This is a genomic window from Methylobacterium aerolatum, from assembly GCF_022179085.1.
Lineage (GTDB): Bacteria > Pseudomonadota > Alphaproteobacteria > Rhizobiales > Beijerinckiaceae > Methylobacterium > Methylobacterium aerolatum.
On the sequence record NZ_BPQE01000014.1, the window covers coordinates 1 to 23,163 of the forward strand.

At 69.6% G+C, this 23,163-nt stretch carries 19 protein-coding genes; 2 read left to right on the top strand and 17 right to left on the bottom strand.

The window, feature by feature from the left end; genetic code table 11:
• Positions 1–230: 230 nt before the first annotated feature.
• Positions 231–653, top strand: coding sequence for a type II toxin-antitoxin system HicB family antitoxin (locus tag MFF06_RS10370; RefSeq protein ID WP_238203523.1), 423 nt, complete (start codon positions 231–233; stop codon positions 651–653).
• 6 nt (positions 654–659) lie between these two features.
• Here the strand turns inward: MFF06_RS10370 and MFF06_RS10375 are convergent, their stop codons facing one another.
• The 5 genes from MFF06_RS10375 to MFF06_RS10395 all read right to left on the bottom strand — a co-directional run bounded on the left by MFF06_RS10375 (position 660) and on the right by MFF06_RS10395 (position 6,350).
• Complete coding sequence (locus MFF06_RS10375; RefSeq protein ID WP_238203524.1) at positions 660–962, bottom strand: DUF167 domain-containing protein; 303 nt, start codon at positions 960–962, stop codon at positions 660–662.
• Positions 963–972: 10 nt separating this feature from the next.
• Positions 973–2,346: an FAD-binding oxidoreductase gene (locus MFF06_RS10380; protein WP_238203525.1), complete on the bottom strand. Its 1,374-nt coding sequence runs from the start codon at positions 2,344–2,346 to the stop codon at positions 973–975.
• 28 nt (positions 2,347–2,374) lie between these two features.
• Positions 2,375–3,568 (bottom strand): fumarylacetoacetate hydrolase family protein, encoded by a 1,194-nt coding sequence (locus MFF06_RS10385; RefSeq protein ID WP_238203526.1) that lies wholly within the window; start codon positions 3,566–3,568, stop codon positions 2,375–2,377.
• Positions 3,569–3,714: 146 nt separating this feature from the next.
• Positions 3,715–5,334, bottom strand: coding sequence for an acyl-CoA synthetase (locus MFF06_RS10390; RefSeq protein WP_238203527.1), 1,620 nt, complete (start codon positions 5,332–5,334; stop codon positions 3,715–3,717).
• Positions 5,334–6,350: a TRAP transporter substrate-binding protein gene (locus MFF06_RS10395; protein ID WP_238203529.1), complete on the bottom strand. Its 1,017-nt coding sequence runs from the start codon at positions 6,348–6,350 to the stop codon at positions 5,334–5,336. Before MFF06_RS10395 ends, MFF06_RS10390 begins: the two co-directional genes overlap by 1 nt.
• 367 nt (positions 6,351–6,717) lie before the next feature.
• On the opposite strand from MFF06_RS10395, the gene MFF06_RS10400 reads away from it, so the two are divergent.
• Positions 6,718–7,674 carry a D-2-hydroxyacid dehydrogenase family protein gene (locus MFF06_RS10400; RefSeq protein WP_238203531.1) on the top strand — a complete coding sequence of 319 codons (957 nt, stop codon included), beginning with the start codon at positions 6,718–6,720 and terminating at the stop codon, positions 7,672–7,674.
• Positions 7,675–7,835: 161 nt separating this feature from the next.
• Here MFF06_RS10400 and MFF06_RS10405 read toward each other — a convergent pair whose 3' ends face one another.
• The 12 genes from MFF06_RS10405 to MFF06_RS10460 all read right to left on the bottom strand — a co-directional run bounded on the left by MFF06_RS10405 (position 7,836) and on the right by MFF06_RS10460 (position 22,895).
• Entirely contained in the window at positions 7,836–8,936 is a 1,101-nt protein-coding gene (locus MFF06_RS10405; protein ID WP_370876573.1) for an ABC transporter permease, read from the bottom strand.
• A complete protein-coding gene (locus MFF06_RS10410) occupies positions 8,933–9,856 on the bottom strand; it encodes an ABC transporter permease (RefSeq protein WP_238203536.1) in 924 nt (307 codons plus the stop codon). Before MFF06_RS10410 ends, MFF06_RS10405 begins: the two co-directional genes overlap by 4 nt.
• Before the next feature lie 30 nt (positions 9,857–9,886).
• A complete protein-coding gene (locus MFF06_RS10415) occupies positions 9,887–11,497 on the bottom strand; it encodes a peptide ABC transporter substrate-binding protein (protein WP_238203538.1) in 1,611 nt (536 codons plus the stop codon).
• Positions 11,497–11,934, bottom strand: coding sequence for a GlcG/HbpS family heme-binding protein (locus MFF06_RS10420; RefSeq protein WP_238203540.1), 438 nt, complete (start codon positions 11,932–11,934; stop codon positions 11,497–11,499). Before MFF06_RS10420 ends, MFF06_RS10415 begins: the two co-directional genes overlap by 1 nt.
• A 277-nt stretch (positions 11,935–12,211) precedes the next feature.
• Positions 12,212–14,026 carry a tetratricopeptide repeat protein gene (locus MFF06_RS10425; protein ID WP_238203542.1) on the bottom strand — a complete coding sequence of 605 codons (1,815 nt, stop codon included), beginning with the start codon at positions 14,024–14,026 and terminating at the stop codon, positions 12,212–12,214.
• 10 nt (positions 14,027–14,036) lie between these two features.
• On the bottom strand, positions 14,037–14,678 hold the full coding sequence (locus MFF06_RS10430; protein WP_238203544.1) for a DUF3540 domain-containing protein: 642 nt from the start codon (positions 14,676–14,678) through the stop codon (positions 14,037–14,039).
• On the bottom strand, positions 14,675–15,811 hold the full coding sequence (locus MFF06_RS10435) for a hypothetical protein (RefSeq protein WP_238203546.1): 1,137 nt from the start codon (positions 15,809–15,811) through the stop codon (positions 14,675–14,677). The genes MFF06_RS10430 and MFF06_RS10435 overlap by 4 nt, the downstream gene beginning before the upstream one ends.
• A gap of 25 nt (positions 15,812–15,836) precedes the next feature.
• A complete protein-coding gene (locus MFF06_RS10440) occupies positions 15,837–16,238 on the bottom strand; it encodes a DUF4150 domain-containing protein (RefSeq protein WP_238203548.1) in 402 nt (133 codons plus the stop codon).
• 4 nt (positions 16,239–16,242) lie between these two features.
• Positions 16,243–17,316, bottom strand: a complete 1,074-nt coding sequence (locus MFF06_RS10445; protein WP_238203550.1) for a pentapeptide repeat-containing protein — start codon at positions 17,314–17,316, stop codon at positions 16,243–16,245.
• Complete coding sequence (locus MFF06_RS10450) at positions 17,309–20,461, bottom strand: DUF2169 family type VI secretion system accessory protein (protein ID WP_238203552.1); 3,153 nt, start codon at positions 20,459–20,461, stop codon at positions 17,309–17,311. Before MFF06_RS10450 ends, MFF06_RS10445 begins: the two co-directional genes overlap by 8 nt.
• A gap of 83 nt (positions 20,462–20,544) precedes the next feature.
• Positions 20,545–22,158 (bottom strand): sigma-54 interaction domain-containing protein, encoded by a 1,614-nt coding sequence (locus tag MFF06_RS10455; protein WP_238203554.1) that lies wholly within the window; start codon positions 22,156–22,158, stop codon positions 20,545–20,547.
• 218 nt (positions 22,159–22,376) lie between these two features.
• On the bottom strand, positions 22,377–22,895 hold the full coding sequence (locus MFF06_RS10460; RefSeq protein WP_238203556.1) for an Hcp family type VI secretion system effector: 519 nt from the start codon (positions 22,893–22,895) through the stop codon (positions 22,377–22,379).
• Between the last annotated feature and the right edge of the window lie 268 nt (positions 22,896–23,163).

Consider the following 23,163-nt stretch of genomic DNA (forward strand, 5'->3'; position numbering starts at 1 on the left):
GTTGATTGCACTGCAGGCCGCGGCTACCTCATATGGAATGAACGCGCAGGAAGTTGAACTTCGGCGATGGCTCGCGGCTCAGGGGTGCACGTTCGAAACTGAGAAGGGTGGTTCGGGCCATCTCATCGCTGGCGCGGTGAGCGAAAAACCGAGCTTCCCATAGACGGTGGCCGCAAGGAACTCGGAACCGGGCTCGTCAACGCGATCAAGCGGCAGTTGGGGTTGAAGTGATGCTCGCCTATCCCATCACCCTGGAACCTGACGACAATGGCACCCTCTTGGTGACCTGCCCGCTGCTTCCGATCGTCGTCACCTTCGGCGCGAATGAAGCGGACGCTCGCCGCCACGCCGCCGATGCGATCGAAACTGCCCTCGCCAGCATGATCGCTGATGGTGAAACCATCCCAAGGCCGCCCGCCGAAGCGAAGGGCTATGTGCGTCTGCCGGTTTTGACGGCTCTGAAGGTCGAATTGTATTGGGCACTTCAGGACGCGAACATCACCAGGGCAGAGTTGCAGCGTCGACTCGGTTGGAAGCGTGAAAGCGTAGATCGGCTGGTTCGCCTCGATCATGGGTCCAGGCTGGAAAAGCTGGAAGCGGCCTTCGCCGCTTTGGGGCGAGAGTTGTCGCTCGACGTGCGCGCTGCGGCCTGAATATCCTCACGCGACCCCGAACACCCGCGTGAGATCCGCCTCGTCCACCCCGTCGATCTCCAGTCGCTTCACCCGCGCCTGATGCCCGGCGACGATCCGCACGGCCCGCGGCGGCACCTTGAGGGTGGTGGCGATGAGCCGTTCCAGCGCCTCGTTCGCGGCTCCCTCCACCGGCGGTGAGGACACGCGGACCTTGAGGCAGGGGGCGCCGTCGGCGTCGCGGATCCAGCCGTCGATGGCGTCCCGCCCGCCGCGGGGCGTCAGGCGGACGGTGAGGCGGGCGGTCTGCGCCGCGGGTGCCTTCGCCACCGCGACACTCTCAGAAAATCTTGCCGGGGTTCAGCCGGTTGTCGGGATCGAGGGCGCGCTTCACGAGGCGCATGGTGGCGATCTCCTCCGCCGAGCGGGAGAGGCCGAGCTTGCCGCGCTTCTCCAGGCCAATGCCGTGCTCGGCGGAGACGGAGCCGTTCAGGTCGGCCAGCGGCTCGTAGATGGCGGCGTCGATCGCCGCGTTGCCCGGCCCGTCGAGGTCGGTCGTGTTCCAGTGCAGGTTGTTGTCTCCGATATGCCCGTAGACGACGACGCGGCAATCGGGGATCGCGGCCATCCGGGCGAGCGCCCCGCGGACGTAGCCGTCCATCCGGTCGAGGGGCACGCTCACGTCGAAGGCGCGGACGATGCCGTCGGCGTTCATGTTCTCCACCCGGTCGCGGATGCGCCACATCCCTTGGCGCTGCTCCTCGGAGGAGGCCAGCGCCGCATCGAGCACGGTGCCCTCGCCCATCAGCCTGTCGAGGAGATCGAGGAAGCGGTCCGTCTCCTCGGCCACGCATTCAACCTCGATGATCGCGTAGAACGGGTAGTCCGGCCCGAGTGGCGGGGTGGCGCGGCCGGGCTTCGTCATCAGGCGGTAGAAGTCGGGCCACAGCCCTTCGAAGGACGACACCCGGCCCTGGAAGGCCGATTGCGCGGCCCGCAGCACCCGCGCGCCGTCATCGACGCCGGGGCAGGCCACCAGCGCCGTGGCGTAGCCGGCGGGCTCCGGCCGCAGGCGCAGCACGGCGCGGGTGACGATGCCGAGGGTGCCCTCCGTGCCCAGGAAGAGCTGCTTCAGGTCGAGCCCGGTGTTGTTCTTGATGAGCGGACGCATCGACGAGACGACCGTGCCGTCGGCGAGAACCGCCTCTAGCCCCAGCACCATCTCGCGCATCATGCCGTAGCGCAGCACCCGCAGGCCCCCGGCATTGGTGGAGATCGTCCCGCCCACCGTGGCCGAGCCGCGGGCGCCGAGGTCGAGGGGGAAGAACAGCCCGGCCTCGCGGGCGGCGTTCTGCACCGCCTCGATGGTCACGCCGCTGCCCGCCACCATCGTCATGGAGAGGGGATCGAGGGATTCGATCGCGGTCATCCGCTCGGTGGAGAGGGTGATCTGGTCCGGCGCGCTGAGAATGCCGTCCACGAGGCCCGTGGCGCCACCACGGGGAACGATCGCCGCCCCCGCCTCGGCGCAGGCCGTCAACACCGCGCCGGTCTCGGCCGTGTCGCGGGGGCGCACCAGGGCGAGGGCCGCGCAGGGCTCCGCCGGCCGCGTCCATGAGGCGGGCCGGCCGCGCAACTCCTCCCCGGTGACGAGGCCGGTGGGGCCGACGATCGCCGCGAGGCGGTCGAGGAGCGCGGAGGCGTTCGGGGTCATGGGGCCATCTTCAGGTTCTTGCCGGGGGTCAGAGCAGGCCCCGGCGGGCGAGGTTGCGCATCAGGGCGCCCGCTCCGAAGGTCCAGGGCTCACAGGCATCGCAGGGGCGCATCCGGTTGACGAGGCGCCCGAGTTCGGGGCTCGCGACGGTCACCCGGTCCCCCTCCACGTGGGTGAAGCCGAGGCCGGGCCCGTGCCGGTCCTTCGTGGGGGCGAACATCGTGCCGAGCAGCAGCATCGCCCCGTCCGGGTAGCGGTGGGTGCTGCCCATCAGGGCCGTCACCAGCTCTTCGGGATCGCGGCTGATCTCGGCGAGCGGCGAGGTGCCCTCCAGGCGGAAGCCCTCCGGCCCTGCCACCTCCAGGCTCACCGTGGTCCGGCGGATCGTGTCGAGGGTGAAATCCCCGTCGAACAGGCGCAGGAACGGCCCGAGCGCACAGGAGGCGTTGTTGTCCTTAGCCTTGCCCAGCAGCAGGGCCGAGCGGCCCTCGAAGTCGCGCAGGTTCACGTCGTTGGCGAGGCTCGCGCCGACGATCCGCTGATCGGAGGCGACGGCCAGGGCGATCTCAGGCTCGGGGTTGTTCCACTGGGAGTCCGGGTGCAGCCCCGCATCGGCACCGCAGCCCACCGCAGACAGGGGCTGCGCCTTGGTGAAGATCTCCGCATCCGGCCCGATGCCGACTTCGAGATACTGGCTCCAGGCCCCCTGCGCGACCAGCACGGCCTTGAGCGCCATCGCCTCCGGCGAGCCCGGCTTCAACCGCCGCAGGTCGTCGCCGACCAAACGTTCCACTTCCGCGCGGATGGCGGTGGCGGCGAGCAGATCGCCCCGCGCCCGCTCCTCGATCACCCGTTCCAGCATGGACGTGGCGAAGGTGACGCCCGCCGCCTTGAGGGCCTGGAGGTCCACCGGTGCGAGCAGCCAGGGGCGGGACGGGTCGCGCGCCTCCGGCGGGGTGTTGGCTAGGATCGCATCGAGGCTCCCCAGGTCCTCGCCCCCGGCGGCGCGGAGCGCGGCGGCGGGGCCGGAGGTCTCGCAGAGTTCGCTGACGGTGCGGTGGGTGCCGGTGATGTCGATGACGTGCGCCGCGCCGCCGGGCCCCGCACGCAGGGCGACGACGCTCGGCCCCCCGTGCTCCGGCCGCCAGACGCGGCCGACGAGGGCGCCGCCCACGCCGTCAGCGGGGAGGATGTCCTTGGCGGAGAGCGTCAGCGCGTCCATCGGCAAAAGGTGTCCTGCTTCACTCGATGCCCGTGTCGGCGGTGCGAGCGATGCGAAGCGATCCGGGGATGCGCCGAGGCTTCACGCGTCCCGCCGCCCTGGATTGCTTCGCGCCGCCCGCAATGACGGACGTGCGAAACGACGGTCTACCGCTTTCCGTCGAGGGGCAGCGCCCCCCGTTGCTCCAGACCCTCGCGGATGGCCCGCTTGGTGATCTTGCCGTAGCCGGATTTCGGCAGCTCGTCCCAGAAGAAGACGCGTTTGGGCAGCTTGTAGCGGGCCACCTCCGCCGAGAGCCATGCGATCAGCGCAGGCTCCTCCACGGTCTCCCCCGGCCGCAGGGTGCAGACCGCCACGCCGACCTCGCCCCAGGTCGGGTCCGGCACCCCGAGGATCGCGGCTTCCGCGATGGCTGGGTGTTTGAGGAGCTTCTCCTCGGTTTCGCGCGGGTACACGTTGGAGCCGCCGGAGATGTACATGTCGGAGGCGCGGCCGGTGATGAACAGGAATCCCTGCCCGTCGAGATGGCCGAGGTCGCCCGTGCGGAACCAGCCGTTGCGGAACGCCTCGGCATTGGCCTTCGGGTTGTCGTAGTAGCCCGCGAAGACCGCCGGGCCGCAGACGCAGATCTCGCCGGTCTGGCCGGGGGGTAGGGAGCGCCCCTCCGGGTCCTGGATATCGACCTGCATCCCCGTCCGCTCGAAGCCGCAGGTGCCGACCTTCACGCCGGGCCCGTCCTCGGCCGCGTGCAGGCGCGGCGGCAACACCGTGATGTTGCCCGTCACCTCGCCGAGACCGAAATACTGCACCAGCACCGGCCCCAGCGCCCTCAGGGCGCGTTTCTGGTCCTCCCGGTACATCGGCGCGCCGGCATAGATGACGTGGCGCAGGCTCGACCGGTCGTGCCTTTCCACCGCCGGGTGCTCGGTCAGGATCTTCACGATGGTCGGCACCGTGAACATGTTCGCGACGCGCCACTGCGCGACGAGGGACCACGCCTCCTCCGGGTCGAGCCGTTCGCCCGCCGTCAGCACCGTCGTCGCCCCCGCCGCGACCTGGGCCAGCTGGTGGATGCCGGCGCCGTGCGACAGGGGCGCCACCACGAGGGAGGCGTCCGCCTCGGTCGTCCCCGGCATCAGGTCGCAGAGATGGTTGGTGATGACGAAGCCCATCTGCCCGTGGGTCAGCACCGCCGCCTTGGGTCGTCCCGTCGTGCCGGAGGTGAAGAAGAACCAGCACGGGTCGTCGTGCTCGACGTCGGCCACCGGCGCCGCCTGGCCGTCATGGGCGGCCACGAGGCCATCGTAATCCTCACCGAACGAGGCGCCGCCGATCTCCACCACGACGTCGAGATCCGGGCATTCGGCCCGGATCGCCGCCGCGTGCTCGGGGAAGACGCTGCCGCAGATCAGGGCGCGGGCGCCGCTCGCCTTGGCGAGGTAGGCGACCTCGGCGGGCGTCTGGCGGTAGTTCGTCGGAACCCACACCGCGCCGAGGCGGAAGCAGACGAACATCGATTCGAACAGCTGGTGGCCGTTGCGCGACTGCACCAGCACCCGGTCGCCCTTCACGACGCCGCGCCCGGCGAGCGCGGCGGCCATGGCATCGACCCGGGCATCGAGTTCGCCCCAACTCCACACCCGCCCGCCCTGGACGAGCCCGGCGGCATCCGGAAGCCGCCGGGCGTTCTTGCGCAGGAAATGGGCGAGGTTCATCACCCGCCGCGTGTTGGGGGCAACCCCGCCCCGCGGCGCGGTGGCCGCCATCAGGCGAGCTTCCCGGTGTACTTCTCGAGGATCGACCAGCCCTCTTCGCCGTAGCGGCCCTTCCACTCCGAGTAGAAGCCGGCCTTGCGCAGCTTGTCCCGGAAGGGCTCCGGGTCGGGCTTGTTGAAGACCATGCCGCTCTTGGTGAGGTCCGCCTGGAGACTGGCGTTGAGCTTGGCGACGTCCTCGCGCTCCTTCATCCCGGCGGCGTTGATGTGCTTGGCCACCAAATCGCGCAGGTCGGCTGGCAGCTTCTCGAAGGCCCGGCGGTTGGCGAGGAACCAGTAGCCGTCCCACATGTGGTTCGTGAGCGAGCAGTACTTCTGCACCTCCCAGAACTTGGTGGTGGAAATCACCGCGAGCGGGTTCTCCTGGCCGTCCACGATCCGGGTCTGGAGGGCCGAATAGGTCTCGTTGAGGTTGATCGTGGTCGGCGCCGCGTCGAAGGCCTTGAACATCGAGGTCCAGAGGGGCGACGGCGGGACGCGGATCTTGAAGTTCTTCAGGTCGTCGGGGCCGGTGATCGGCTTGGTCGAGGCGGTGGTCTGCCGGTAGCCGTTGTCCCAGATCTTATCCATGGCGATGAGGTTCGCCTTGGCGATGTGCCCTCGCACCCAGGCGCCCAGCTCGCCGTCCATCGCCGCCCAGACCTTGTCGTAGTCGGCGAAGGCGTAGCCGATGCCGTTGATCGAGGCATTCGGCACGAGGGTCGAGAGGATCAGCGGAGAAAGGGTGAAGAACTCGACACCGCCGTTGCGCAGCTGGCTCAGCGTGTCCGTGTCGGAGCCGAGCTGGCTCGTGGGGAAGATCTTCAGATCGAACCGGCCGCCGCTCTCGGTGCGCAGGGCCTCGGCCATCTCCTTGGCCCGCACGTTCATCGGGTGCGTGTCAGGCAGGTTGTTCGCGTATTTGTAGGTGAACTCCGCCTTCTGGGCGCGGGCCACATGGGGCGCGGCGATCCCGGCGACGAGGGCGGTGGAACCGGCCGACAGAAGACGGCGGCGGGTAAAGAGCATGGCGAACGCCTTCCCGGTCGGGGCCTCGGGGGCCCGGCATTTCCTCGTGACCCGCAGGTGGTCCTGCGGATTTTGTATGCGCCGGTATCGATAGACACCGCCAAGGTAGTGTCAACGGAGAAGGGGGCGAAGCCTCGGCGGGGCGTGAGCGGTTGTCAGCCACCCCGGCCCGGTCGCCCTCCGCCGACGGGACGACCCCCGCGCGGCGCGACACCCTCGTGCCCGAAGCCGTCGACGACGGTGCGAGGCCGACGTCACCCTCGCCCCTTGACCGAGGCCGAAGGATGAGTGGAAACCCGCTCCCGGCGCTCCGACGCGCCCAGCCAGATGACCGTTGGTTTCTGCACCCCCCGGCCGGACCCGCCCGATGACGACTTGCCTGATCCTCGACGACTATCAGGATGCCGCCCTCCGCTTCGCCGACTGGGACCGGCTCGCGCCGGGCGTGCGTGTCGGCCGGATCGGTGAGTATATCGGCGACCGGGACGAACTGGTGTCCCGGATCGGTGAGGCCGAGATCCTCGTCATCATGCGGGAGCGTACGCCGTTTCCGGCGGACCTCCTCGCCCGCCTGCCCCGGCTGAAGCTCCTCGTGACGAGCGGGATGCGCAACCTCTCCATCGATCTCGCGGCGGCGAGGCAGCGGGGCATCACCGTCTGCGGCACGGAGTCGAGCCCGACGCCGCCCGCCGAACTGACCTGGGCGCTGATCCTCGGCCTTGCCCGGCACCTGCCCCTGGAGGCAGGCAACCTGCGCGCGAACGGCCCGTGGCAGAGCACCGTGGGCGTCGATCTGGCGGGCAAGACGCTGGGTGTGATGGGCCTCGGCAAGATCGGCCAGCGCGTGGCGGCGGTGGGCCGCGCCTTCGGGATGGAGGTGATCGCCTGGAGCCAGAACCTCACGGCGGAGCGCGCGGCGGAGGCGGGCGCCACCCTCGCCCCCTCGAAGGAGGCCCTGTGCGAGGCCGCCGACGTCCTGTCGCTGCACCTCGTGCTCGGCGAGCGAACCCGCAGCATCGTCGGTGAGGCGGAGTTGCGGCGGATGCGGGAAAGCGCCTTCCTCATCAACACCTCCCGCGCCGGCCTCGTCGATCAGGCGGCGCTGGTCGCCGCGCTGGAACGGGGATGGATCGCGGGCGCCGGGCTCGACGTCTTCGACACCGAGCCGCTTCCGCCCGACAGCCTCTTCCGCCACCTGCCGAACGTCCTCGCCCTGCCCCATCTCGGTTACGTCTCGGAGGCGAACTACCGGCGCTTCTTCACCCAGGCGGTGGAGGACATCGAGGCGTGGCTCGGCGGCGCGCCGGTCCGCGTGCTGGAGTGAGGCTTTTCCCTCCCCGTCCTTGCGAGCGGAGCGAAGCAATCCAGCGATCCGCCACGTTCGGCGAGGTCCCGCTGCCCTGGATGGCGTTGCTGACGCCCGCACTGACGGGGGCAGCGAAGTGATCCAGGTTCCCCCGAGAACGCTCCAGCACCGACGGAGAGTTACGTTTCCCTCCCGCGGGGGTCGAGGGCATCCGCCAGCCCATCGCCGAACACGGTCAAGCTGACCAGCGTCGCGATCAGGAAGGCGGCGGGGGCGGCGAGCATGTGGGGGGCTGTCTCGATGGACCGGGCGCCCTCGGCGATGAGCACGCCCCAACTCGTCTGCGGCTCCTGCACGCCGAGGCCGAGGAAGGACAGGAAGCTTTCGAGCAGGATCACCTGCGGCACGAGGAGCGTCGCCGCCACCGCGATCGGCCCGAGGGCGTTCGGCACGATGTGCCGGGCGAGCAGGCGCGGCGTGGAGGAGCCCAGAGCCCGGGCGGCCCGGACGAAATCCCGCTCGCGCAGGGATAACGTCTGCGCCCGGACGATCCGGGCCATGTCGAGCCATTCCACCGCCGCGATGGCCACCAGCATCAGGCCGAGGCTCGCCCGGAAGAAGACCAGCAGCAGGATCACGAAGAAGATGAAGGGCAGCGCGTAGAGGGCGTCCACGATCCGCATCATCACCGCGTCCACCGCCCCGCCCACCAGCCCGGCGGTGGCCCCGTAGGCGATGCCGATCAGCAGCGCGACGAGGGTCGCGGTGAGGCCCACCGCCAGGGACACCCGGCCCGCGACGAGGCTCCGCGCCAGGAGGTCGCGGCCGTGGATGTCGGTCCCCAGGGGAAAGTGCAGCGCCCGCACCGGCACGGCGAGGATGAGGCGGCGGCCGCCCTCCTCCTCGCCGACGACCCGTGCGGGCCCGAACAGGTCCGAGCGCGGCAGGTAGACGAGGCCGCGCCGGTCGATGGGCGCATCGGCCGCGAGGACGAGGCGCAGGGTCTCGCCGTCGCGGGTCGCCTCGGCCACCCTGGCGCGTATGCGGAAGGCGATCCGCTCCAGCGCCAAGCCGAGATGCGCCTCGTCGGGCTGTGCGCCGAGCCCGGCGGGCAGAAGCCGCAGGTCGGGATAGAACCGGTCGGGTTCGGTCCCCGTCAGGCCGGGGCCCGCGAGGCAGGCGAGCGCCACGAGGACGAGGACGGCCAGGGCCGTCATTGCCCCCCGCTGTCGCACGAGGCGGCTGAGAACCCGCCGACCCGGCGTGGGCGCCGCCTTCACCGCGCCACCCTCAGGCGCGGATCGAGCCAGGCGCAGGCGAGGTCGGCGGCGAGGTTCAACACGATCACCAGGGCGGCCACGAGGAGCACCACGCCCATGACCAGCGTGTAGTCCCGGTTCAGCGCACCCTCGACGAAGTAGCGGCCGATGCCGGGCAGGCCGAAGATCGTCTCCACCACCACCGAGCCGGTGAGCAGGGCGGCGGCCAGCGGCCCGAGATAGGCCACCACCGGCAGCAGCGCGCCGCGAAGCGTGTGCCGGGTCACGCGGCCGGGCGGCAGGCCGAGGCTGCGCATGGTCCGCACTGGTTGCATCCGCAGGGCCTCCGCCAGCGATGTCCGCGTCAGCCGCGCCAGGGCGCCGACCTGCGGCAGGGCCAGCGTCAGGACGGGCAGGACGAGGTGGCTCGGCGATCCCGCCTCCCAGCCGCTGAGCGGCAGCCAGCGCAGCGTCAGCCCGAAGGCGATCTGGAGGAGCGGGGCCACCACGAAGCTCGGCAGCGACAGGGAGAGCGCCGCCGTGAGGCCGATGACCCGATCGACCGCTCCGCCCTGCCGGAGGGCGGCCAGCGTCCCGAGCCCGATGCCAAGGACCGCCGAGAGGGCCAGGGCGAGGGCGCCGAGCGTGGCGGAGACGGGCAGGCCCTGCGCGATCAGCCCGGCGACGCTCCGGTCGCGGAAGGAGAAGGAGGGGCCGAGGTCGCCCTGGGCCAGGGCCGCGAGGTAGCCGCCGAACTGCGCGATCAGCGGCCGGTCGAGCCCGAAGACCTTACGCAGGTTCTCCATGGCGGCCGGGGAGAGCGGGCGCTCCAGATCGAAGGGGCCGCCGGGGGCGAGCCGCATCAGGAAGAAGCTCACGGCGACGACGGCGAACAGCGTCGGGACCCCTTGCGCGAGCCGGCGCAGGACGAGGCCGATCATCGGTGATGCCCGATCATGGGCGATGCCCGATCATGGATCGAGCCTCAGGTAGCGGGTCGGCATGGCGTTGCGCAGGTTCGGCCGGTAGCCGTGCAGGCGCGGGGAGATCAGCGCCTTGCTGCGGTAGTGCATGATCGGGATCCAGGGCAGGTCCCTCAGGGCGATCTCCTCCGCCGCGTAGAGCAGGTCGGCCCGTCGCGCGAGGTCCCGCTCCTTGGCGCCCGCGTCGAGGAGGGCATCGTATTCGGGATTGGACCAATGCCCGGAATTGAAGCCATCGTTTCCGGTCTTCAGCAAGAACAAAAAATTCTGCGGATCGGAATAGTCGGCGATCCAGGACATGCGGGCGATGTCGAAATCGCCCCCGTCGCGCAGGTAGGCGAAATGGGTCTTGGCATCCGTATAGACGAAGCGGGTGTCGATCCCGATGTCGCGCCACATCTCCGCGAGGGCCACCGCCGTGTTGCGGTTGTTGTCGCTCATGTTGAACCGGTACTCGAGGCGCAACCGGTTCTGCGGCCCGAACCCCGCCGACGTCAGGAGGGCGCGGGCCTCCTCCTCGTGGTCGATGGGCAGGCCCGCACGCCCCGCCGTCTCGGGCGGCGTGCGGTAATGATCGAGCCCGGCCGGGCAGAGCGAGTAGGCGGGGCTCATCGTCCCGCCCCAGAGGGCGGTGGCGAGGTAGTCGCGGTCGATCACCAGCGACAGCGCCCGGCGAACCCGGGCATCCGAGAACGGCGCCTTGGCGGTGTTCACCATCAGGGCCGCGAGGCCCAGCGCCGGGCCGAGCACCACCTGCGTGCCGAAGCGGTCGCGCAAAGCCGCCATCTGGTCGCCCGGAAGGTCGGCCAGCGACTCGATCTCCCGGGCGGCGTAGCGGCGGACGGCGCTCGACAGGTCCGGCGTCGGCAGGAAGGCCACCCGGCGGATCGCCAGCGACCCCGCCGCCGGATGGTGCGGGTTGGCCTCCAAGGTGATGCGGTCGCCCGGCACGGAATCCACGAGGCGGTAGGGGCCGTTCGTGACGAGGTTCCCCGGCCGGGTGAACCCCTCGCCGTGGCGGGCCAGCGACCGCGCGTGGACCGGCGCCGCCGTCTGATGGGTCAGGAGTTCGAGGCAGTACGGCGTCGGCTCCGACAGCTGGATGACGACGGTGCCGGGATCGGGCGCAGCGACGCCGAGCGCCTCGGGCGGCTGCTCGCCCTTGTTCACGGCGGGCGCATTGAGAATCGGAAACAGGATCTCGGCGTATTTGGCGCCCGTCGCCGGATCCATGATCCGCCGGAGGGAAAAGACAAAATCCTCCGCCGTCACCGCGTCGCCGTTCGACCAGCGCCCGGCCGGGTCGAGGGTGAAACGGTAGGTCAGGCCATCCGGCGAGACGCTCCATCGCGTGGCCGCGCCCGGCACGATGGCGCCCGCATTGTCATAGGTGAGCAGCCCGTCGCACAGGTCGCGCAGGATATGCGCCTCAGCGACGGTCGAGGATTTGTGCGGATCGAGGGTTTCCGGGTCGGCGTCGTTGCCCCGGCGGTAGAGCAGCGGCTCGGCGGCCCGGGCGGGGCCGGCGGCGCCGAAGGCGGCGGCCCCGGCCAGCCAGTCCCGCCGCCGCAGGCCCGGTCGCGCGGGCCGGCCCGGCATCAGGCGCCCGTCTCGGCGACCAGCCCGGCGGCCTCGATTCCGGCCACGGCGCAGACCTCGTCGTTGTCCGACGTGTCGCCGGAGATGCCGACGGCGCCCAGCAGCCGTCCGTCGCCGGAGCGGATCAGCACGCCGCCCGGCACCGGCACCAGCGCCGGGCCCCCGGCCACGTGGGTCACGGCCGCCACGAAGTAGGGTTGCGCCTCCGCCCGGGCGTGGATCGCCCGCGATCCCATCCCGAGGGCCAGGGCGCCATTCGCCTTGCCGCTGGCGATCTCGGCCCGGCGGAGGGATGTGCCATCCTCCACCTCGACGCATTTGAGCGCCCCGCGGGCATCGTAGACCACCACCGCGAGCGGCTTGAAACCGCGCTCCCGTGCCGTGCGCAGCGCGGTTGCGACGACGGTGCGGGCGGCGTCCAGGGTCAGGTCGATCATGCGTCGGGTCATCCAGGCGCCCAATGGCGAATGGGGTGACCCTTACCGCATTTTACGAGCCGTGGGATCCGGGTCGCCTGCTCCCTCGTCAGTGCGAGCGTCAGCGAAGCGCTTCAGCGAAGCGGGACCTGACCGAACGTGGTGGATCCCTGGATTGCGTCGCTTCGCTCGCAATGGCGAGGGAGCAGGCATTCACGTCAAACCAAGACGGCGCTCGCCTCCCGCTTCCGCATCGATCCTTCCGGACTTTGCCGACCCCTCGGGTGGCATCGTTCCGTCAGGGAAGGCCCGCCTCCGCAAGCGAGCCGGGCGACGCCTCCGCACCGTCGAGGCTGGCGGCACAGGCGGCGCGCAGGGCCTCGGCGACACCGGACCAGTCCCCCGGCCGCGTCTGCCGGACCACGCGCAGGCTCGGATACCACAGGGCCCGATCCTCCCGGCTGGCCCAGCACCACGGCTGATGCGCGCCCACCGCCGCCGCGCCCGGACGCCCGAGGGCTCCGGCGAGATGGGTCGCGGCGGTATCGGGGCCGATGACGGCATCGAGCTGCGACACGGCCGCGATCATGTCGGCGAAGCCGCCGAACCGGACGCCTGCGTCGATCGCCTCCGGCCAGCCCGCGAGGGCGTGCCGGCCGTCTCCGGTCATCAGGCTGATGGCGGTGGCGCCGGGAGGGATCGCCGCGCGGACGTGATCCATCGCGAGGCCGGTGGCATCGATCGTCCAGGTCACGCCGATCCACGGGCGCGGATGCTCCCGGAGGGCATGGTGCCAGAGCGCCGTGCGCGCCGGGTCGGCCCCGAGATAGGCGCGCGGCGTCCCGAGCCAGTCGGCCTCCACATCGAAGCAGCGCAGGGCCGACCGGAGGGGCAGGATCGTCTCGCCTTCCTCCGGCGGCCCGACCTCGATCCCGACCGGCACATGCGAAGCCAGGGATAGAAACTTGGCCTCCGCACTCAGCTTCACCCGTCCGGTCGCGCCCGCCAGGGCGGGAAGGAAGCGGCTGAGCAGGATGAATTCGCCCGCCAGCATGTCGGACGGCACGAGGATCCGGGCGCACGACGGCAGATCGTCGTCGAGGCGCGGCGGGAAGCGTCCCAGCGCCAGGGCGATGTCGTCCGCGAGCCTCCGCGCGGGACCGTTGCCCGGCTCGCGCTGGAGTACGGCCTTGCACAGCGCCTCCGCCTCGGCGAGGCGCCCGCCTTGCCGGGCGGTGGCGGCGAGGGAGGCCAGGGCCTCTGTGGAATGCGGATTGGCCTTGGCGAACTGCGTCAGGTCGGCCAGCGCCGCCTCGGGCTCGCCGCGCAGGATGCGCAGCCGCGCCTGGATCGCCCGCAGGCCGACATGCTTCGGCGCGAAGGCGAGGACCTTCGCGCAGGTCGCCTCGGCCTCGGCGAGATGCCCGGCCTCGGCCTGGCAGATCGCCAGATGCTCCAGGGTATCGATGTCGAGGGGGGCCAGGAGCTGCCCGCGCTGGGCGAAGTCCAGGGCCTCGTCGGCGGCGCCGCGCCACAGGCAGCAGACGGACAGCCCGCGCAGGATGCTCGGGTTCGTCGAGCCACGACGCAGCGCCTCCCGGAGCAGCCGCTCGGCCTCGGCGCGGTCGCCGCGCGTGAGGGCGATCAGGCCGAGCAATTCCAGCGCTTCCAGGGATTCGGGCGAGCGGGCGAGGATGGCGGCGGCCACCTCCGCCGCCTCGGCCACATCGCCCGCCATGAGCCGTGCCGTGGCGAGGGCCAGGAGCGGGATGTCGTCGCCCGGCGCCAGGGCAGCGGCTCGCTGAAGGCAATGTCGCGCCTCCTCGTGCCGGCCGGCGAGGTGATGGGTCAGCCCGAGATTGGCGCAGAGGGCGGCGTGATCGGGATAGGCGGTGGCTGCCGCGCCGTAGACCTCCGCAGCGCGGGCGAGGTCCTCGCGCGCGAGCAGCAGGCTCCCGTGGAGGTTGAGCACGTCGGGATCCTCGGGGCGCAAGGCAAGCATCGTCTCGACCAATGACGCGGCCTCGTTCAACCGGCCGGCGGCGAGGTGCCTGCAGGCTGCAGCCAGGCGCTCGCCATGGAGCACCGCCTCTTTGCGGGGGGCATCGCTCATCGGCTCGGCCTCACCCCATCGCGATGCGCTTGCCGTCCATCCGCAGATCCTCCGCGGCCGCGATGACCTTCGTGTGCGCCGTTTCGCTGGCGACCCCCGCGACCGTCACGAGCTGCGTTTCCGCCCGCAGCGAGTCGGTGCCCTCGACGAGGGTGGTGCGCTCGTTCGCCTTCGCGATCAGCGTGCCGGCGCTGGTTTCGTGGTGACGCGCCGACAGGGTGAAGCGCTCGACCACGCCCGTGAGCAGCTTGCCGAGCCACGTCATGGTCTCGGCGACGAGGGCGAGGCTGCGGCCGCGTAGGTCGACTCGCTCGCCCGTCAGCCAGAGGGTTTCCCGAGCGGACAGGGACAGCGCCTCGCCTTCGATGGAGAGACCCCCTCCCCCCGGCAAGGCCAGCGTCGCGCGCTCGGCTACGGCACGGCCGAGCACCTGCAGGATGGTGCCTTTATCGTCCTCGAGGAGCGCCAGCACGGAATCTCCAGGCAACGGTCGGATCAGGCATCCGAGGGCGATGTCGGCGGCGCTGAGAGAGCCGCCGACATGGATCTGCGCCCGCGCACCTTCGGGGGTGAGCGAGACGACCGTAGCGCGAACGAGCGCCAAGGGATGGGTGCAGGTCAAAGCCTCGCGGGAGACAAGAGGATTGCTCATAAGAAGAGATGGATCGCCGCTTGTTCCATTTTGGTTGCGTCCGTCGATTGGCTAAAGTTTTTATTGATGACCGTTTCGATATCTGCCTTTTTTTGTTTGTATTCACTATTCTCAACCGAAGCTCTTTCGTTTGTAACCATGTAATTGCAAAATGTTATGACGTCGTTTTTTACGCTAAGGCTGGTTCCTGGGCAAACGACGATGTCCTGTTTGTATATTATTTTATAATCTCTGTTCTTGAAGCTGTCATCGCGATCAAATACCATCTTCCAAGTATCATTGACGTTAAATTTGATTTCCATGCCCACTACTATATCAGTCTTTGTTCCGACAACTTGTGTGAATTGCTTGCCGAATATATAGGTTCTGTCGGAGGAAAGAGTAAATTGAAATCGTCCACCAAGTCTAAAGTAATCATCTTCGCCGATGATTACATAATGTGATGTCGACATCTTCAATTGTGTTTCGTGACCGATGAAAGTAATGGAACGATCACCCATGTAAAAAGTAGTGCTTTCACCAATAAATTCGCTATGTGATACGCCAAATATTGTTGTGAATCGATCTCCAAGGGCCTTTTCAGTGTAATGTCCTTGTGCTGTTATGTTGATATTGGCCGGGTTGTCGGGCTGTCCCGCAACGATATTGATGCCGTTGTTGACAAATAAGTCGTACTTACCGTTTTTGACCTTATATGAGACGTCGCAGTCGATGACTTCCGTGACTTGGCCCTGCCCGTACTTCTGCAGGACCGCGCCCCTGACGTTTTCGTTGAGATCACGATCGGTGTAGAGCAGAATACCGTCGTTCGAGGATGCGATTGGGCTGGATGGGATCGCGTCATTCGTAGCCGTACCAGCCGTTCGTGAATTGAAGGACGCGGCATAGGCCGGCCCGAGCAGATCGACCGTCGTGGCCAGGCCCGACCCCGGCACGGCGAGGTCCTTCGACGTTCGGCTCCGCGTCGTGTGCAAATGGGTGACGAGGCAATCCTCCTCGCCGTTGAAGGACACATAGCTGCCGAGGCGGAAATACGAGGACTCCGTGAAAGGAGCGTTCGGTTCTTCCGGTTGCAGCATTCGCAGGAAGGGGTCCCCTGCCCGGCCGGTTTCCTCTTCGTATTGACGGGTCATCGTGGCTCTCCCATGGCTGCTTGTTTCAAGACAAGGCCATGACTTTGGTCTGGGACGGCGCGATCGTGGCGCCGATGACGTTCGGGCCGAGGCCGTTCTGCTTCGCCGGCATTCCGAACTTCGCGACGGGAGGGCCGCAGATGAACACCTTGTTCGAGCCCATCTGAGCGGCGGAGGGTCCCATCACCAGCCCCGAGATGATGCCCAACAGGACGCCGGGGCTGTCGCCCATCGACATCGGCATGACGGTGCTCAGGTTGTGGACCGGACTACCCATCGCGAACACCTTCTGCTGGCTCGGGATCGCGGTCGGCAGCATGGCGACGTTGCAGTAAGGGATCGGGATCACCAGCGGCCCGATCGGTGTCTTGCACACGTCGGCGCATCCCAGGTTCATGCCGCCGAGATTTGCATTCCAGAAGGGCATCGCTTCACTCCGGGGTGGCGAGCGGCCTGACGACGCTCGGATCGTAGAGTTCGCCGATCACGCGTTCGTCCACCGTCTCCAGCATGGTCCCGGTGCGGCCGTGGAAGGTCGCGCCCGCGATTCGTGCGCCATGGAAATCGGTGCGCAGGAAGGCTGCGTTGCTGAAATCGGCGTGGTCGAGACCGGCATGGTGGAACTGCGCGTAGGCGCACTGCGCCTCGCGGAACGAAGCAGCGTCGGCCTGGGCGCCCGTGAACACGGTGTTGTCGAGCCGTGCCCGATCGAACCGGCTGCCCTCCGCCCGGCATCCCTGAAACACGGCGTGGCTGAGCCGCGCGCCCGACAGGTCCGCGCCGCTCAGATTCGCCCCGGCGAAGATCGCCATGGGTGCCTGTGCGTCCGCGAGCACCGCTCCGACGAGGCTCGCCTCCATCAGGATCGCACCCGACAGATCCGCGCCCGACAGGTTCGCCCGGTCGAGCTTGGCCTTCATCAAGCTGATCCGAGTGAGGGTCACGGAGCGCAGGTCCCGGCCCGTCAGGTCGCAGCCCGCGAGCATCGCGTGATCGCAGCAGAAGCCGTCGATCGCGGCCTCCCGCAGGTCGGCCTGGGTGATCGCCCCGTTGACGAGCCTCGTCTCCGAGAGATCGATGCCGCCGAGCGTGCATTCGGCGAGCGAGCTCGCCTCCAGCGCGCAGCGTGCCAGCACCGCCCCCGTGAGATCGCAGCGCATCAGGTTGCTGCGCGAGAGCGCGGCTCCGGTGAAGGTGGCGCCGGGCAGCGCGCAGGCCATGTACGTCGTCATGACCGCCTGGACGTCCCGCCACGTGCTCTGCGGCCCCGAGCATTCGATGAACGAGCACCGGTCGAGGGATGCCCCGTCGAACCGGCAGCCGGTGAGATCGCAGGCGACGAACGTCATGTCCGTCAAGCGCGCCCCGGACAGGTCGGCCCGCGTGAACGACGTGCCCCTGACCGTCCCCGCGGTCAGCGAGAGCCCCGTAAGGTCGGCGCCGTCGAGCTGGCCGTTCAAGTAGGGGTGGTTGTGGGCGAGGTGGTCGAGGAACTCCTCAACCATGGCTGGCGAGCCTCAGCACGGTGCGGCCGAGATTGGCGTCCGCGAGGTCGGCCCCGGTCAGTCGGGCATCCGAGAGGTCTGCGCCGTAGAGATTGGCGCAGGCGAAGGAGGCGCCGCGCAGGTCCGCACGATTGGGCTGCGCCTCCCATAGGTTGGCGTAGCTGAAATCGGCGGCGCCGAGGTCGTTGCGGGCCAGGATCGCCCGCTTCAGCGACGTTGCCTTGAAGTTCGCCCGCGTCATCACCGCCTGCGTGAAACAGGCCGCGTCGAGGCGGGCGCGCTCGAAACAGGCATCGCTGAGATCCGTTCCCTGGATACTGAACCGTTGACCGGTGATCCGCGGGAACAGCGCACCCTGCAGATCGACCTCGCCCGCGAAGGTCACCGTATCGTAGGTCGCGTCGCTGAAATCGGCTCCACCCGCCCGGATCTTCAGGAAGGACACCTCCGCCAGCCGGGCATCGACGAAGGCGATGCCGGTGCAGTCCCCGTCGATGAAATGGACCCGTGTGAGCGAAGCGCCGGTCCAGCGCGCCCCAGCGAAATCGCAGCGCGTGAACAGGCACGACGACGCCCGCGCCCGCCGGAATGAGGCGCCGTCGAATGGAATGCCCGTGGCCATGATCTCCCGCAACTCGGCGCCTTCGAAGGCGGCGTCGCTGAAGCGCCCGTCGAGGAGGGTGGTCTCGACCAGTCTCGCATCGGCGAAGCGCGCCCGGGTGGCGTCGGCCTTCGCGAGGTTTGTCCCGGTGAGGTCGCAGCCGGAGAGATCGGCGCCGACGAGGGAGGCGCCGCACAGGGTCGCTCCGGCGAGGCGCGCGCCCGTGAGCGTCGCACCATCCAGCCGCACGTTCTCCATGAGGGCCTCGGACAGGTCGTGGCCCGACAAATCCGCGCCTCTCAGGTCGGCGCCCGCGAGGTCCCGCCCTACCAGGGACAGACCGGCGCGGGCCTCGGCCAGGATCAACGCGCCGAGGGCACGGGCGACGTGGTCCGTGAAGGGCTCCTCCGGCCGGGTCGGCGACGGCGAGATGCGCCGCATCGCCGCCAGGGTTTCCTCGGCCGTCTCCGATTCCTTCGCCATCCGCTCGCGAAGCTGGCCTTCCAGTTCCGCCATCCGCGTGCGACTCTCGCCGAGTGTCTCGGCCGGGCTCTTCGACGGATCGCGCGCCTCCATCCGGGCTTGGGCCGCGCTCAGGGTCTCCAGGGCTTCCCCCGGCTTCGCCTTGAGATTGGGAAGGCCGGCCCGAAGCTTGGCGTCGGCGTCGGCCAGACTGTCCCTGACGGACCGGGACGTGTCCGGCTTGAGCCCCGGGCTCGAGTCGAGCATGGCGAGGGCCCGGGCGAGGCCCTCGTCCGCCGCCGGGCTCACGGCAGGGTGCCCCTCCACGGTACTCAGGTCGATGTCGGGGATCGCGAAGGTCGCCCTATCGAGCGCGTTGGAAAGGCTTGAGAGCATGTTGGCCTCTGGGAGGCCGAGGAAACGCGCCCGGGCCAGCGCGAGCTGGGCGGCCTCGTCGACCTGCGGATGCGCCGCGTCCCACAGCGCCTTCCGCCAATCCTTCGCCCCGTCCGCCGCCGCGAAGGCCTTCGCCTGCTCGTCGGTGACGGGCTTGATCTCGCCGAGATCGGGCAGGTTTGGAGAACGGGAATCGAGGTCGGCAGCGACATGCTCCTTGCCGAGGCCGGCAAAGAGCCGGTCGACGGCGCCGGCCTCCGTATCGCTAGTTTTGAACTCCTCGATGGCCCGGGTCTTCGGCTCCATTTCGGCCTGCGCCGTATGGACGGTGGTCTCGAGCCGGCGCTGAGTCGCCTCCATTGCGTCGAGGAGCGCTGCGAGGTCGATCTCGCCGCTGGCGATCTCCTCCGGGAGCGGCAACGGGAGGGCGGTCTCGTCGTCGGGCGGAAGCTTCGGCGGCGGCGGCCGGAGTTCGGGCGGGATGGACGAACCGGCGAGATATTTTTGCTCGATCCACGCGAGATCCGCCTCCTGCTTCGCCCGGCGCGCCCCGTCGCGGTCGCGCCGGGCGGCCGCCCGCGCGTCGAGCTGTTCCTGGGGCCGCGCGGGGGAGAGCTGGTGGTCGGCGAGGGCGTATTTGAACGCCTGTTCCCGGTCCGTCCGCAACTCCCGCACCCGCAGGTAATGAGCCTCGGGCAAGGCGGCGTCGGGCCGCTCGTAGGCGAGCATGACGTCGGCCACGTCGGCGGCCTCGAAATCCTCTACGGCCAGGGTGCCGCGATGGATGAGGATGCCCCGCCCGGCCCCGGCGAACAGCCAGAGCGTGTCGATCCGCATCCGGACCTCGACCACGGGCTTGCCGGCGGCGGTCCACCCGACGAAGCAGCGCACCCGGAAATCCGGCAGCCTGCCCTCGATGGTCGGATGGTCCGCGCTGAAGCCTCGCAGCCGATAGTCTTCGCCCCCCTGAAGGAAGCCTGTCAGCCGCTGCTCCCCAGGGGCAAACAGGAACAGGCGGGGATCGACGTCGGCGGCGAGGCCCGGCGCCCGCGTCCTCAGCCACGCTCCGTCGTAGGTGCCGGCATGGCGCAGGCGCTCCTTCGCGTCGAAGGCCATGGGCCCGAAGGCCGCCGGGTCGGGCGTATCGGTAAAGGACCGCACGGCCTGTTCGGGAATCTCGAGGTTGGGCAGGGCGACGGCTTCGTGCGCCATCACGCGCTCCCGCGCCCGGAAGCCGGTGCCCGCCGGGTTCGGCGCGAAACCCTCGCCGCCGAAGCAGCGCGCGGGCGTCAGCGGCATCTGCACGAAGGGCACGGGCTCCGTCGCCGCCGCGCTGGTGTTCGCCAGACGCCACGTCCGGTCCCCGGTGACCAGCAGGCTCTTGCGGCGGCCCGCGACCTCCCACGAGAGGCCCATCCGCGGCACGGGCCTGCCCCCCGCCGCCGCCGCGTAGCCGCCCACCAGCACCTCCGCCACAGGCTTGGGCATCCCGCCGTCGAAGATGGCGCCGGGCGGAAGCTCCTTGCCGACCATGAGCCACAGGCCCTGCTCGTCCTCGAACCGGCACGGATCGGGCGTGGCGAGGTGGAACATCCCGTAGGCGGAGACGATCAGGCTTGCGCCCGAGCCTTGCCGCTCGGTCTGCGTCATGATGCCGAGGGTGCGCGGCTTGATGATCGCGGGCATCCGCCGGGGCTCCTCAGGCGGGCCGCCCGGTGCCGCGCGGGCACCGGAGGACGATGGAGCCCGGCACGGGCGGCGGGCGCATCTCAGGACCCCCGGATGGCATAGCGGCGGACCTTCTCGACAAGGCTGCGCCGGGAGATCTGAAGCCGCCGGGCGGCCCGGCTCTGGTTCCAGCCGGCCTCTCGCAGGGTCTTGGCGATGTAGATGGCCTCGTACTGGTGCAGGGCGGCGCGCAGGCCCTCCTCTCCCGCGGCGGCGGCCTGCGGCGCCGCCATCTCCGGCGCGATCCGCCCCAGGGCGGGCGGGAGATGGGCGAGGTCGATGGGCTGGTCGCCGTCGACCAGCAGTGCCGCCCGCTCGGCGATGTTGCGCAACTCGCGGACGTTGCCGGGAAAGCGCCAGCGGCTCAGGGCGTCCAGCGCCCGGGGCGTCAGCGCGAAGGGCGCGCGCCCCTGGTCGCGGGCGATGCGGCCGAGGAAGAAGTCGGCCAGGAGGGGGATGTCCGACGGGCGCTCCCGCAGCGGCGGGATGACGATGGGGAAGACGCTCAGCCGGTAGTAGAGATCCTCCCGGAAAGACCCCTCGGCGATCTTGCGCGGGAGATCGACGTTGGTGGCCGCGACGATGCGGACATCGACCTGCTCCTGCCGGGTGTCGCCCAGCCGCCGGATGCAGCCTTCCTCCAGAAGGCGCAGGATCTTCGCCTGCAGGGCGAGGGGCATGTCCCCGATTTCGTCGAGGAACAGGGTACCGCCGCTCGCCTCGTGCACGAGGCCCTTCTTGTCCGCCACGGCTCCCGAGAAGGCGCCCTTGCGGTGGCCGAACAGCTCGCTCTCCAGCAGCGTCTCCGGCAGTGCGGCGCAGTTCTGGGCCACGAAGGGCTTCGCCCGGCGGGGGCTGAGCCGGTGGATGGCGTGGGCGAAGACCTCCTTGCCCGTGCCCGTCTCGCCGAGCAGCAGCGCGGCCACCGAGGCGCTCGCCGCCCGCTCGGCCAGTTGCAGGGCCGTCCGGAAGGGCGGGCTCTCCCCGACCACCGCGCCGAGGCGCGAGGACACGGGCTCCCCCGGCGCCGCCGCCTTCGCGGGCGCCGGGCTCGCGGCCCTGCGGTCGAGTTGCCGGATCAGGGCCCGGTTTTCCTCGTGGAGACGGGCGTTGGCGACGGCAAGGGCGGCCTGGGCCGCCACCGCGCCGACGGCGCGCTCCACGTCCTTCGACAGGGCGCCGGGCTCGCCGGTCGCCGTCGCCCGGGGGTTGATGAGTTGCAGCACTCCGAGCGTCTGCCCCTCGACGCTCCAGAGCGGCACGGCCACGAAGGCCCGGGTGGTGAGGCCCGAGCGCGCGTCCCAGGCGTGGTGGGCGGAGAAGTCGAAGCCGCTGTAGGCGCGCGTGTCGGCCACGGTGACGACCGTGCCCGTCACCACCGCGAAGACGCTCGGATCCTTCAAGGAGAAGGCGCCCCCTTCCCCGTAGACGGCGATCCCGCCGGCGCCCGCTACGAGGTCGGCGCCTCCCTCGTGCTGTCCGACGAGGCCGTGCAGGTGCCGCCCGGTCCGGTCGAGCACCATCGCCCGCCCGCCCTCGGCATGGGCGAGACGGCAGGCGGCGGCCACGACGGCGGCCAGAAGCGTCTCCAGCCGCCGCTCGGTGGCGAGACTCGTCGTCAGGTCGATGAGCGCCTCGGCGATCACAACATCCACCTCGTTCGCTGCAGTATCCGGGCGCCGGCCCCAGACGGCGCCCGGTACCGCGACGGGTGTCGTGCCCGGGGGCCGTCGGCTGACCGCGTCAGACCGCCGGCGTCCCGGTCCCCGGGCCGGAGCGCCCTGCCGCGACGGAGCGGACCCCGTTCCGTCGCCATGCGCGCCCGCGGCACCAGTGGGGCCGACCGTTTGTCCGGCCCGCCCCCCACGACGGATTAGACCGCCTGCCAGGAATCCTGACCTTCGGTCGAGGCCTTCGTGTGCTTCCAGGTTACCTTTTCGTAAGTGAAAGACCAGTCCTCCATCGGACGAAGATGGTCGTTTTTCGAGTCGACAGTGAGGGGAAGATACGACTTGCCGTCGCAAAGCTTCGCATTCTGCCACCGATACTCGAAGAACTCCTCCGGCTCGCCCAGGCCCGCCGTATCCGGGCGGTAGAACTTGCAGACGATCTCCTCCAGCGTCTCGCCCGTGGCGAGGGCCTGCCACAGCAGCGGCGAGGACCGGTCCATCAGCTTGGTGAAGACCACCGGCTGGTGGATGCGCGCGCCGCTGGTGAAGCCGGATTTCGGATCGCGCGGGTTGATCACGCTGCTCGTGAAGGCCAGCACCGCGATCTCGTCGCCGTGCTTGTCGTACTTTGCGCCCGAGCCCGCGCTGCGGATCGTCCCCGCCTCGCTGGAGATCGTGCCCTGCTTCTTACCCTTGATGGTCATGTAGGCGTCGAGCGCCATCGTGCAGTCCTCCTGAGTTCATCGCCGCCGGGCAGCGCCGGCATGATGTGTTGCGCAAGGGTCGTACCAGAGAAGAACGATCTCCTAACCTTTTGAAATACAGAGGTTTTGCTCAAAATACCGGCGGAACGAGTTGCGCTGAACTTTGCATGGAAGCGGTGATATGCGCAGAATTCCGCTCACAACTTGTCAAAGATCTCGCCGGTCTCATGCAGTTCCACGTCGCAATGGCTGACCGCCTGCGTGGCGAGGTCCACGAGCAACTCGG